The organism is Chondromyces crocatus, from assembly GCF_001189295.1.
GTDB classification, from domain to species: Bacteria; Myxococcota_A; Polyangia; order Polyangiales; family Polyangiaceae; genus Chondromyces; species Chondromyces crocatus.
The window spans coordinates 1,229,755-1,241,971 of sequence record NZ_CP012159.1 but is presented as its reverse complement, the minus strand read 5'-3'; the positions used below and the strand labels follow the sequence as shown (position 1 = coordinate 1,241,971).

The window sequence follows — 12,217 nt, the reverse complement described above, 5'->3', positions numbered from 1 at the left end:
ATGGGCCACGAGGACGAGGCGCTGCGACGCATCCGCGAGAACCCGTTCTACGTGCTCGGGCTGCGGCCCACGGCGAGCCGGATGGAGGTGGAGCGCGAGGGGCAGAAGCTCCTGGGGATGCTGGAGCTACAGCTCGCGAGCGCGGCGCTCTACACGACGCCCGTGGGGCCGGGGGAGCGGACGGCGGACAAGGTGCGGCGCGCGATGGCGGAGCTGCGGGATCCGGAGAAGCGCCTCGGGTACGAGCTGTGGGCCAGGCTCGCGCCGGCCACCTCGGGGGCGACGGGCGCGGCGGGCGGGGAGATGCCCGCCGACGCCGAGGAAGAGGAGCTTCTGGCGATGGCGGCGGAGGTGGCGCGCGCCGAGGCGCGGGAGGATCCGCGCGCGCCGTTCGCCGAGGCGCTGGAGGTCTTCGGCTGGGCGCCCCGCGGGAGCCGGCGATGATGGGGGTGGCGGCGCTGGTCGCAGGGCTCCTGGCGCTGCTGGGTCCCGGGCTGGTCATCCGGTGGGTGCTGATCCCGCTGGGCCTCGCACGGCTCGCCTTCCACGCGACGTCGCTCGCGGACTGGGTGTTCGCCGCAGACCGGCGTGGTGGCGCGGTGCTGGCCGGCGCGTGGGCACTGAGCCGGTCCCGACGGCACGACGAGGACACGGCGGCCTGGCTCGAAGAGAAGCTCGTCGCGACCGTGCCGTGGGTGGACCCGGACGAGCTCGCGAAAGCCGCCCTGGGCGAGGCAGAGCCGGTCGTGGTGCGGATGATCGCGCCGCTTCGGGGTGCAGGGATCGCCGCGCTCGCGCTGCTCACCGCCCACCGCGGGGATCGAGCGGGTGCCCGCGCGCTCTTCGAGAGCCTGTCGTTCCTCGACGAACGGGCCTGTCCCTCGGTAGCGCGTCAGGTGGCGACGCGGTGGCTCGCGGCCGAGGCCGCATCGCGCGGAGACTGGGAGCGGGTCGCCGCGCTCTGCCCCGTGAGGCTCTGGCAGAGCGGCGACGCGCGGCTGCTCGGGGCCGTCGCCCGGCGGCTGCTCGCCGGGGCCGAAGGGGCTTCCGACCTTCCTTTGTGGCTGTACTGGCTCATGGCGCCCCACCACGCGGCGACGCTGCCGCTCGTGCGAAGGGCGCTCGGGCCGCGCTTCGAGCGGGACGAGCCCGCCGCGTCCCCCGAGCTGCACGCGGTCCCGGTGGTCGAGGGCGATCTCTGGGGCCGCGCGGTGGCGCTGCACGCGACGACGCTCCTGAAGGGGGATGGGGGCGTGTCCGGCGAAGATCTGCGCCGGCTGGGCGGCGCATGGGACGCGGTCTTCGACGAGGACGCCGCGGTCGCCGAGGTGCGGGTGCGCGCACAGGCGATCGGGGCAACGCGGGCGGAGGTGGCCGTCGCGGCGATGCGCGGCGCCGTGATCGAGGACATGGTGTCGCTCATCCGAGGCGCGGGAATCCCGCGCGCGGCCTGGGAGGATCTCGGAGAGACGCTCTCTCGGTCGCACCGGCGGCTGCGGGACGAGCTGCTCGCGGAGCTGGAGCTGATCGCGGGGCGGCTGCGGGAGCGGGTCGATGAGGCGCGTGAGCTGCCCGCACCCGACGAGTGGCGGGCGTGGATGGCGCTGCGCGCGCGTTACGAGGAGGCTGCATCGCTGGCCGGGATGGAGCTGCGGCGCCTGGCGTTCCCCAAGGTGAACAGCGACGTCTGCCATCTGGCGGTGTGGCTGTTCAACCAGCGAGGGCAACGTGCGCTGTCGAACGGAATGTTCCGCTGGCTCCTCGCCGAGGCCGAGGCGGTGGGCGACGAGCGCGCGGCGGAGCTGGCCCGGAAGAACCTGGACTGCGGGGTGTGAGCGGTCTTCTGGTGAGCGCGGCACGGTGATATCGTCCAGGCCGTCATGGCGCTCGTTCTTTCCAGGAGATCGCTCGCGTCGCTCGCGCTGGCCGCCTCCACGCTCATCGCCGCCGGCTGCGCGCCGACGATGCAAGTGTACATGTCGCGGGACGGCAACGGTGAGTTCGGCACCACCACGTTCCAGGACTTCGACGAGATTCACTGCATCGTCGTCCTGCAGGGCGGCGGCGTGAACACCCGCCTGCGGTACACGCTGAGCTGGAGGGCCAGCACGCCCGATGAACCCGGCGGTAACGCCCTCAGCTATCAGGGCTCACTTCATCCGCGTCCCAGCCGGAACCAGCTCGATGGCGAGCGAAGAATCGACATCCAGTTGCTCGGGGCACCCGATCCGGCCTCACCGACCGTTCCGATCCGTACGGGTCCCTGGATCAGAGGGAAGTATAAGATCACGGTCTTCCTCGAGGACCTCGAGACGAACGAGGTCTTCGAGGAAGAAACGTTGTCCTTCGCGATCGATTGAGGTGCGCCACCCGCGCGGCACACCTCGTGCGAGCGACGTTGGCTGTCCTTCGTGATCCAGCGAGGTGCTCGGCCCACGCGGCACACCTCGTGCGAGCGCCCGTACCCCGGTCAAGCCACGTCGTTCGCTTCGTCCAGCTCGGCGCCTGGCGGCGGGAGGTAGCAGGAGCGCCCCGCGCGACAGCCGTGGGGGTGAGCGTACGAGTCGTCCGGGCCCGCCGTCTCCATGGTGCTCAGGCACCAGTAGACCGCGGTGCTGGAGTGGCCGTGGCGCCAGTCGAGCGTGCCTTCGTGGAGCGAGCCGAAGGCCATCTTGGTGCGGAGCTTCCGGCACACGGTCGGAGGCTCGGCCTGGCGTTCTCCAGGCACCTTCACGCCCTCCGGTGCGCGCTCGGTGTCCTCGGGGGCGATCGGGAGGGCATGGCCAGGGTGTCGCGTCGGTCCGCCGTCGTGGCTCATTTCACGTTCCCGTGCGCGGCGAGGATCGTCCGCCGGACGATGGCCTCGAAGATGGTCACCTTGTAGGCGTTCTGTTCGAGCGGCTTCGCTCCTTGCACCGCGGCCCGCGCCGCGGCGCGGGCGGTCGCCTCGTCCACGACCTTGCCGGTGAGCGCGTCCTCCGCAGCTTTCGCGCGAAAGGGCACCGGGGCCGCGGCGCCCAGCACGATCGACGCGCGCTTGCAGCGGTTCGCCTCGCGCTCCAGCATCACCGCCACCTCGGCCAGCGGCCAGTCGAACGACTCTTTCTCGCCCTGCTTGAGGTAGGCGGAGCCGGAGCCCGAGGGGGGCTCGGGGAGGATGATCTTGGTGATGATCTCCCGGTCCCCGAGCGCATTCTCGCGCATCACGTCCACCTCCGGTGCGACGAAGAAGCCTTCCAGCGGCGCGCTGCGCTGGCCTACGGGTCCGCGGATCTCGAGCTGCGCTCCGAGGGCGAGCAGTGCAGTGGCCATGGCCGAGGGGTGCACGGCCGCGCAGAGCTGGTTGTCGAGGATGGCGTGGTAGGCGTTCTCGCCGCCGTGCGCGTAGCAGCGGCCTCCCCCCTTCTTGCGGCAGACGAAGGCCTCGTTGCGGAAATACCAGCAGCGAGGGCGCTGGAGGAGATTGCCGCCCACCGTGGCCACGTTGCGGATCTGGGGGGTTGCGGCACGGCTGGCCGCGTCGGCGAGCGCGCGATGGAGCTTCTGGATCGTCGGGTCGGCGGCAAGACGTGCCAGGGTGACCAGGGGGCCGATGTGGAGCCCGTCCGAGGTCTCCTCGATCTGGTCGAGCCCCTCCACGGCGCGGAGGTTCACGAGGCGCTGGGGGACGATGAGACCCTCCTTGAGGAGGTCCATCATGTCGATGCCGCCGGCCTTGATCGACGCGCCCGGCTCCAGCGCCGCCACGGCGTCCTCGATGGAGGAAGGGTTCACCCAGCTGAAGCGGTTCATCGCGATCCCTTCCTCGCCAGCGCCTCGATCACCCGCGCCGGTGTCATCGGCAGCTCGACCATCCGCACGCCGGTGGCGTTGTAGACGGCGTTGGCGACCGCCGCCGCGGTGGGCACCGTTGCCGGCTCGCCGATGCCGCCCGCGTCCGTCGAGCTGCGGCCGAGGTACTCCTCCAGGATCACGACCTCGATGGTCGGCACCTCGCGCGCGCCGAGCACCTTGTACTGCTCGAGGTTCGCGTTGAGCTGCACGCCCGCGCGCCGGTCGAGCACACGGTTCTCGTAGAGGGCGTAGGAGATGCCCTGGAGAATGCCCCCGTTGACCTGGCTCTCCAGGGCGAGGGGGTTGAGGGGGCGGCCGCAGTCGTGCACCGCGACCACGCGCTCGACCTTGATGATGCCGGTCTCGGTGTCGACGGCGACCTCTGCGAACTGGACGCCGCCGAAGCCGCCGATGCCTGCGCCGCGCCGCCCCGGGGCGAAGCCGCCGTAGTCGTTGGCGCGGGTGGCCGTGGCGGTGATCTGCTCGGTCTTCAGCTTGGAGGCAGCCGCCCTGAAGGCGATGCCGCGACCGCCGTCGTCCCCGAGCAGGACCTTGCCTCCCTTCAGGCTGAGCGCCTCGGGCCTGGCGCCCATGCCGGCGGCGACGTCGGCGAGAAACCGGCGGCGGACCTGGTGGGCTGCGTTGCGCGCCGCCGGGGTGATCGAGCCGGTGGTCCTGCTGCCGCCGGAAGGGACGCCCGTCGGGTAGGTGGTGTCGCCGATGCGGACGGTGATGTCCTTCGGCTGAAGCCCGAGCTCTTCGGCCACGACCTGCGCGAGCACGGTGCGGATGCCGGTGCCGATGTCCTGCACCGCGGACAGCACCTCGACGGAGCCGTCCCGGAGGATGCGCACCTCGCAGCTCGCGTCGAGGTCCACGAAGCGGTACCAGATGGCCTGCGCCATACCGAGGCCGCGCTTCACCGGCCCCGGGTCCGAGCCCGGCGCCTTGCGCCTCGACCAGCCGAACTTCTGGCTGCCGATCTTGCGCTCCATGCGGCGCGCCTCGCTGTCGACGTTGCGACCGCCGAGGTCCTCGTCGATGTCGATCTTGTCCCGGAGGGCGAGCGGATCCATCCCGAGCTTCTCGGCGAGCTCGTCGATGAGCTGCTCGAGGGCGAACGCCCCCTGAGGGTGCCCGGGCGCGCGGAAGGCGGCGGAGGGGCCGGCGTGGGTGAACACGTCGCTCTCCTCGATGAGGATGTTCGGGCAGGCGTACATGTTCTTGGCCGGAGCGCCCGCGCCCGCACCGGTGGCCGTGCCGCCGGTCCCGTGAGAGACGTGGTGGATGGCGGTGAGGGCGCCGTCCTTCTTCGCGCCGATGCGCAGGTGCTGGACCGAGCTGGGCCGGTTGCCGCCCGAGGTGTGCTCCTCTTTGCGGTCGAGCATGAGGCGCACGGGCGCGCTGGCCTTCCTGGAGAGGTGCACGGCGAGCACGCCGAAGTTGCCGATGCCGAACTTGGCGCCGAAGCCGCCGCCCATGAAGTCGGTGATCACCCGGACCTTGCCCTTGGGCAGGTTGAAGACCTCGGCCAGCTCGTCACGGACCGTGTTCGTGCCCTGGGTGGAGGCGTAGACGGTGAGGAGTTCGGGCTTCCAGTCCGCGACCACGCCGTGCGTCTCGAGCGCCGAGTGGGTCTGCACCGCCGTGCGGAAGGTGCCCTCGACGATCACGTCGGCGTCGGCAAAGCCGCGCTCCACATCCCCACGGGGCGGTCCGAGGGGGCCGGTCTTCGTGGGGCCACGGACGTTGCCCTGCTGGGGCACGTTCGGGACCGCGCCGCCCCCTCCCGCGGAAGCGGGCTGCTCGGTGGGGCCTGGAAAGACCTTCGGGGCGTCGGGCTTGCGCGCGTCGTCCAGGTCGACGACGAAGGGCAGCACCTCGTACTCGACCTTGATGAGCCGCGCGACTTCGTCGGCGGCCTCCGGGCTCACCGCCGCGACGGCGACGATGGGCTGACCGACGTAGCGCACGACGGGGTACTTCGAGCGCATCTCTTGCCGCGGGTCACGGAGCTTGGCCCCGCCGCGCATGTGATCGAGCACGTGGACGGCGCGCGCCGCCGGGTGCCGCTCGGCGCCGCTGATGTCGATGTTCGTCACCCTCGCGTGCGGGTGCGGCGACCGGACGACGCGCGCGTGGAGCATGCCTGGCAGGCGCACGTCGGCGGTGTAGGTCGCGGCCCCCGTCACCTTGAGCGGGCCGTCGATGCGCTGGGCGGGCTTGCCGACGACGGCGAGCTTGTCGTTCAGGGGCCACGGCGGCGGCTCGTCGGCCGGGATCACCCGCTCCACCTCGCCGAGAGAGGAGCCGCCCGGGAACACGAGACCCGTCTGGAGCGTGACCTTGCCCTTCTCCTCGGCCATGCTCAGCTCCCCTTGCCCAGGCGCCGCGCCGCGACGAGGGTGGCCTCGAAGACCTTGGGGTACGTGCCGCAGCGGCACAGGTTGCCGCTCGTCGCCGTTCGCACGTCGTCGAGGGTCGGCGAGGGGTTGCGCTGAAGCAGCGCGGCGCAGCTCATCACCATGCCCGGCGTGCAGAAGCCGCACTGGGCGGCGTCGCACTCCACGAAGGCTTGCTGCACGGGGTGCAGCTTGTCACCTCGCGCGAGGCCTTCCACGGTGGTGATGGCGTGGCCCACGGCGTCGAGCGCGAAGGTCATGCACGAGCACACCGGGGTGCCGTCGAGCCAGACGGTGCAGGCCGAGCAAGCGCCGCGATCGCACACGACCTTGGTCCCGGTCAGGCCGAGCTCGACGCGGAGGGCATCCGCGAGCGTCGCGCGAGGCTCCACGGAGAGGGTGCGGGGCTTTCCGTTGATCTGGAGAGAGATGGGGATCGGAGAGGGGCCGATCACCTCGACGGCCTTGCGGCTCACGCCTGGCGCCTCGGCGGGCTTGCACGCTTCGAGGACCGCGGAGGTCGCTGCCGTCAGGCTCGTCCCTGCGAGAAATTTGCGCCGGCTGAACAGGGGCGAACCGCCGGGCGATGACGCCTGTCCGTTGTCTCGATCCGGCGCCCCACCAGCCGTGGACCCCCGGTCGTCTCGACCGTTTCCCTCATTCGACACGGCAAAAGGGTATGCCGGACTGCTGGTCACGTCCACGAATCAGCCCCTCATGGCCGAGGTCTTCCACGGCAGGTGGCCAGAGCAGGAGCGAGAAAGGATCGCCGCCCGGGTGAGAGACCGGGCCTCACGCGGGGCCGCGTCGCAGCGTCACGAGGCGCTCGTCGCGCGGCGCCTCGGGCTGGACCGTACAGTGACTGAGGCCGTGGTCCTTTCGCATCCGGCGGTTCACGGCCGCGGCGACCTCGATCCCGTGATGGCCCGGCTCGATCACGACGTGCACGGTGAGGACGTCGAAGCCCTCGGAGATCGACCAGACGTGCAGGTCGTGCAGCGCCGCGACGCCCTCCACGTCGAGGATCGTCGCCTCGACGACGGCCAGATCCATCTGGGCCGGGCTGCCCTCCATGAGCACGCGGGAGGTGTCGCGCACGAGCCGCCAGCCGCCCCAGAGGATCAGCGCGCCGATGCCGACGCTGATCAAGGCATCGGCCCGGTTCCAGCCGAAGAGCAGGATCGCTGCCGCCGCGAGGAGCGCCCCCACCGAGCCCAAGGCGTCGGAGATCACGTGCGCCAGCGCCGCCCGGGTGTTGACGTTGTGTCCCCCCTTCCCTGCAGAAAGGATGGTGGCCGACAGCAGGTTGACGAGCAGACCGACCGCCGCGGTGATCGCCACCGCACCAGCGTGAATGTGCGGCGGTGAGGACCACCGCGACGCGGCCTCATAGAAGACCCAGATCGCCGTGAGCGCGAGCGCGATGCCGTTCACGAATGCGGCGAGCACCTCTGCCCGTCGGTAACCGAAGGTGCGGTCGTGCGTCCGCTCTCGCGCGGCGATGCGCTGCGCGATCATCGCCAAGCCGAGCGCCGCCGCATCGGCGAGCATGTGGCCAGCGTCCGCGACCAGCGCGAGGCTCCCCGACCACCAGCCCACGCCGGCCTCGACGCCCATGAAGCCCGCGGTGATGCCGAAGGCCCACGCGAGCCGCTTCAGAGGTGTCGCGCTGTGATCGTGGTGGTGGTGTTCGTGCTCACCCGAACCATGGCTGTGAGCATCGTGCTCATGATCATGGTCGTGTTCACGATCACCTTCGTGGTCGTGACCACCGAGAGTCAGCCGCCGGTCGCCCTGGGCGTCTCGCATGGACGTCCTGCATCCTCACGCCTCCTCGCATCCGCTGCAACCCCCCGAGCCCGATCCAGACTATGCTCGGTACGATGCCCGACCGTTCGCAGCGCATGGTGTGGGTCGATCTGGAGATGACCGGCCTGGACGAGGAGAAGTGCTCCATCGTCGAGATCGCCACGATTGTTACAGAGTCGAACCTCGAGATTGTCGCCGAAGGCCCCTGCCTGGTCATTCACCAGCCCGAGGAGGCGCTCGCGTCGATGACGGACTTCGTTCGCGACCTTCACACGCGGTCGGGTTTGCTCGACCGGGTCCGGAGTTCGACGGTGAACCTCGCCGAGGCGCGAGACCAGACGCTGGCCTTTCTGACGGAGCACTGCGAGCCGGGAAAGTCCCCCCTGTGCGGCAACTCCGTCTGGAAAGATCGCGCCTTTCTCCAGCGCGGAATGCCGGAGATCCTCTCGTTCCTCCACTACCGCATCATCGATGTCTCCACGATCAAAGAGCTGGTACGGAGATGGTGCCCGACTCACGAGGCGCCAAAGAAACGTGAGGTCCACCGCGCCCTGGACGATATCCGGGAGTCGATTGCCGAGCTGCGCTGGTACCGCGATCGTATCTTTCCCCTGCAATCCCCCGCAGGCTTGTCTTCCGATCCTCAGAGCCCAACCCGATGAACCGCACCCTCGACGTCGCCACCTCGTTCGCCGCCACGCTCGCCAGCCTGGCGGGCGGTCTGACCGTCGGCCCGCTCGGTCCGCGCCCCGAGAAGCCGCTGGAGCTCTACGAGTTCGAGCGCTGCCCCTTCTGCCGCAAGGTCCGTGAGGCGCTCACCATCCTCGACCTCGACGCGATCATCTACCCCTGCCCCAGCGGAGGGCCCCGCTTTCGCAAGGTGGTCGAACAGAGAGGCGGCAAGGCGCAGTTCCCGTATCTGGTCGACCCGAACACGGGCCGGGAGATGTACGAGTCGGATGCCATCATCCACTACCTCTCGGAGCAGTACGGGACCGGCAAGGTCCCGACCCTCCTGGCGCTCGGTCCACTCACCATGGCGCGCGCTGCCTCCAGCTCTCTCTGGCGCCTGCACCGAGGTCGTGTGTACCGGACGGCCAGAGCCCCCGAGAAACCGCTGGAGCTCTACAGCTTCGAGGCCTCTCCCTTCTGTCGGATCGTGCGCGAGGAGCTTTGCGAACTCGAAATCCCCTACCTGCTCCACAATGTCGGCAAGAAGAGCCCGAAGCGTGAGGCCTTCGTCGCACGAGGGGGAAAAATGCAGGTGCCCTGGCTTCACGACCCCAACACCGACCGTAGCCTGTACGAGTCGGCGGACATCGTCGCGTACCTGAACGCGACCTACGCGGCCTGAGCGAGGGCGAGGGAGCGGCGCCGAATGCAGGCCGGGCAGCAACTGACGCAAGCCATCCGGCTCACGCGTCCTCTGACATCAGGGGCGATGGGCAGCGGCGTCTGGGTGGCGGAGCACGCAGCGCTCCGCACGCAGGTGGCCGTGAAGTTCCTGGATGTGAGCCAGGCGAAGGATCCCGATCTGTCGATGCGCTTCCGGCAGGAGGCGCGCGCGGCAGCGCAGCTCAAGAACCCGCACGTCGCGCAGATCCTGGGCCACGGGATCTCCGAGGAGGGCGAGCCGTACATCGTGACCGAGCTGCTCGAGGGCGAGACGCTCCAGAGCAGGCTGCTGCGGCTCGGCCCGAGGCCGCTCACCGAGGTGACGCGCATCGTCACCCAGGCGGCCAAGGCGCTGGGGCAAGCGCACCGGTTCGGGGTGTTCCATGGCGAGATCCGGCCAGAGACGCTGCTGTTGCTCGACGTGGAGGGAGAGCCGTTCGTCAAGGTGATCGACTTCGGCCTGGCCAGGCCGCCGTGCATCGACAGCACCCGCTCCATCGCAACGCCTGGCCAGCTCGCTGCCGCCTCCTACCTGAGTCCGGAGCAGCTCGACGGCGCGCGGCAGCCGGATCAGCAGGCCGATCTGTGGGCGCTGTCGGTGGTGGTCTACGAGGCCCTCACCGGACGCCCGCCCTTCCGGACCGACCAGGTGAGCGGGTTGATCATCGCCGTCGAGACCAGCGCGTTCGCGCGTCCCAGCACCCTGCGCCGCGGGCTTCCGGAGGCGATCGACGTCTGGATCGCGCGGGCGCTGCAACGGCAACCCGAGGCGCGCTTCTCGTCGGCGCGTGAGCTGGCGGAGACCTTCGAGCAGGCCTCGGGAGCGACGGTGAGGGCCACCGAACCCGAGTCGGGCGCGAGCATCTCGTCTCGCCCCACGGCGCGCTCGGTGCCGCCCACGCCTGATTCGAGACCTGGTCTGGGAGGTCCACCGAGCTGGTCGGGCGGGAGCCTCATGAGCGGGCCGCTCTCCACCGCGCTCGGCGCCAGCGCGCTCGGGGATCGTGAGCGTGGTCCCGAGTCCCGCCGGCTCGCCGTTTCGGTCACCGACGACAGCCCTCGCTCCAGGCTCGGCCCGGTGCCGCGTGAAGCGCAGGAGCTCCAGGTGAAAGAGGGGCGGGTCTCCCTCGTGCGCGGTCACATCGTCAAGCTCGGCACCGAGGCCATCGTCTGCCCCGCGGACGAGAAGCTCTCACCCGGTTTCGATGGGGTGAGCCAGGCGATCCACCGCGCCGCTGGGCCCGAGCTCGCCGAGATGGCAACCCGCATCGGTCCCTGCGCCCAGGGCAACGCCGAGATCACGGGCGCCGGGCGCCTCCCCGCGCCCATCCGGAACGTCATTCACGCCGTGGGGCCGCTGTTCCAGGCATCCCGGGAGCCGGAGTGTGCCGCACTCTTGCGCCGCGTGGTCGAGGTGAGCCTGCAGCGCGCCGAGCAGTACGGCGTGCGCAGCGTGGCTTTCCCCGGCATGAGCACGAGCTACGGCTACCCGATCGAGAAGGCCGCCCCCGTCTTGCTCGAAGCGGCCGTCGAGCACCTGCAGCGCCCCACCAGCACGATCCGGCACATCGTGTTCGCCCTGCTCACCGATGTGAGCTTCCAGGTCTTCACCCAGGCGCTCGGCGCCCTCTCCCGCAAACGCTCCTGATCGCGTGACGCGGCGGTCGCTTCGCGACCCCCATCGCGTCGACACGGCGCTCCTCTCCGCCCCGAGGAGCCCCGAGCAGCCCCTGCCGAGCAGCGTGCGTCGGGGCTGCCCGGGATCCGAGCACCGCTCGCGTCCCCTGTAAGGTCCTCCAGCCCGCCTCGTTCTCTCGCGCGTCCCCCCGACGACGAAGGAACTGCCCGCCATGACCACCGCCCGCGCTTTCCTCGCGCCCGCCGTCACCGCGCTCTCGCTCCTCGCTGGCTGCAGCGCGTCCGCTCCCCATCGGCCCGAGCCTCAGACCGCCGCGGCCCAGGCGCCCGCACCACGACCGATCTTGACGCAATCGCTGTATGCCCGGGATGCGTCCGGCGCGCTCTCCGAGAGCGATCTCCAGCGCGTGCTCGAAGCGCCGATCGATCTCCAGTTCCCGGCACGCGTCGGCGTGGTCCCGCTCGCGCAACCATTCGACCCGGAGGGGCAGGTCTCCCTGGCCACCCGCAGCGTCGCGTCCCGCGATCTGGCCCGAGCGCTCACCGGGCACCCGCACTTCTCCCACGTCAGCGACATCTCGACCGAGCTGCCGAACGTCGGCGGCATCGAGGGCCTGCGCACCATCGCCGCGCGCTACCGCCTCCGTTACCTCTTGCTCTACTCCGAGCGCTTCGAGGACGCGTCACACCTCAACGGCTGGGCGTTCCTGTACCCGACGCTGATCGGAATGTTCGTCGCGCCCGGCGTCACCGTGAAGAGCCGCGGCCTCTCCCAGGTGGACCTGCTCGACGTGCGCACCGGGACGATCCTGTTCTCCGTCGTGGAGCCCATGCAGGTGGAGCAGAAGTCGTTCATGATCGGCGCCGAACGTTCGCACCGGGAGCTGGAGATGGAAGCCACGGCCACAGCGGCGAAGGCCCTGGCGAAGCGCGTCTCGACCCAGACCCACGAGCTGGTCGCCTTCGCCGATCTCTCCGCGCGTGGCGCACAGCCGACGCGCCCCCGGATCCTGCCCGCTCCCATCATGGTCGGCAGCGCAGCCTCCGTGGAAAGCGTGAGCGCCAGCGGTGAACCCGGCGGCCCCGCGGCCACGGCGCCGTGACGTCGCTCGCTCGACCTGCACGAAATACTAACAAAA

The 12,217-nt window shown here is 70.5% G+C and carries 12 protein-coding genes; 7 read left to right on the top strand and 5 right to left on the bottom strand.

Annotation, left to right across the window (positions count from 1 at the left end; all coding sequences use genetic code 11):
- The 3 genes from CMC5_RS04725 to CMC5_RS04715 are packed head-to-tail and all read left to right on the top strand — an operon-like array spanning position 1 to position 2,360.
- Positions 1–444 carry a hypothetical protein gene (locus tag CMC5_RS04725; protein ID WP_050429295.1) on the top strand — a complete coding sequence of 148 codons (444 nt, stop codon included), beginning with the start codon at positions 1–3 and terminating at the stop codon, positions 442–444.
- 5 nt (positions 445–449) lie between these two features.
- Complete coding sequence (locus CMC5_RS04720; RefSeq protein WP_156338207.1) at positions 450–1,835, top strand: hypothetical protein; 1,386 nt, start codon at positions 450–452, stop codon at positions 1,833–1,835.
- A 45-nt stretch (positions 1,836–1,880) separates the two neighbouring features.
- The gene (locus tag CMC5_RS04715; protein ID WP_050429293.1) at positions 1,881–2,360 is read left to right on the top strand and encodes a hypothetical protein; all 480 of its coding nucleotides are present in this window, start codon (positions 1,881–1,883) and stop codon (positions 2,358–2,360) included.
- Between the two features lie 110 nt (positions 2,361–2,470).
- Here CMC5_RS04715 and CMC5_RS43985 read toward each other — a convergent pair whose 3' ends face one another.
- The 5 genes from CMC5_RS43985 to CMC5_RS04690 all read right to left on the bottom strand — a co-directional run bounded on the left by CMC5_RS43985 (position 2,471) and on the right by CMC5_RS04690 (position 8,045).
- A complete protein-coding gene (locus CMC5_RS43985; protein ID WP_050429292.1) occupies positions 2,471–2,818 on the bottom strand; it encodes a hypothetical protein in 348 nt (115 codons plus the stop codon).
- Positions 2,815–3,792: an FAD binding domain-containing protein gene (locus CMC5_RS04705; RefSeq protein WP_050429291.1), complete on the bottom strand. Its 978-nt coding sequence runs from the start codon at positions 3,790–3,792 to the stop codon at positions 2,815–2,817. Before CMC5_RS04705 ends, CMC5_RS43985 begins: the two co-directional genes overlap by 4 nt.
- Entirely contained in the window at positions 3,789–6,200 is a 2,412-nt protein-coding gene (locus CMC5_RS04700; RefSeq protein ID WP_050429290.1) for a xanthine dehydrogenase family protein molybdopterin-binding subunit, read from the bottom strand. The genes CMC5_RS04705 and CMC5_RS04700 overlap by 4 nt, the downstream gene beginning before the upstream one ends.
- A gap of 2 nt (positions 6,201–6,202) precedes the next feature.
- Complete coding sequence (locus CMC5_RS04695) at positions 6,203–6,904, bottom strand: (2Fe-2S)-binding protein (RefSeq protein ID WP_245678296.1); 702 nt, start codon at positions 6,902–6,904, stop codon at positions 6,203–6,205.
- 124 nt (positions 6,905–7,028) lie between these two features.
- Positions 7,029–8,045 carry a cation diffusion facilitator family transporter gene (locus tag CMC5_RS04690; protein ID WP_050429289.1) on the bottom strand — a complete coding sequence of 339 codons (1,017 nt, stop codon included), beginning with the start codon at positions 8,043–8,045 and terminating at the stop codon, positions 7,029–7,031.
- A 74-nt stretch (positions 8,046–8,119) separates the two neighbouring features.
- On the opposite strand from CMC5_RS04690, the gene orn reads away from it, so the two are divergent.
- The 4 genes from orn to CMC5_RS04670 all read left to right on the top strand — a co-directional run bounded on the left by orn (position 8,120) and on the right by CMC5_RS04670 (position 12,181).
- Entirely contained in the window at positions 8,120–8,707 is a 588-nt protein-coding gene (gene orn, locus CMC5_RS04685) for an oligoribonuclease (RefSeq protein WP_050435714.1), read from the top strand.
- Positions 8,704–9,399, top strand: a complete 696-nt coding sequence (locus tag CMC5_RS04680) for a glutathione S-transferase N-terminal domain-containing protein (protein ID WP_050429288.1) — start codon at positions 8,704–8,706, stop codon at positions 9,397–9,399. Before orn ends, CMC5_RS04680 begins: the two co-directional genes overlap by 4 nt.
- Positions 9,400–9,423: 24 nt before the next feature.
- A complete protein-coding gene (locus tag CMC5_RS04675) occupies positions 9,424–11,088 on the top strand; it encodes a serine/threonine-protein kinase (protein WP_050429287.1) in 1,665 nt (554 codons plus the stop codon).
- A 202-nt stretch (positions 11,089–11,290) separates the two neighbouring features.
- On the top strand, positions 11,291–12,181 hold the full coding sequence (locus CMC5_RS04670) for a hypothetical protein (protein ID WP_050429286.1): 891 nt from the start codon (positions 11,291–11,293) through the stop codon (positions 12,179–12,181).
- Positions 12,182–12,217: the final 36 nt, after the last annotated feature.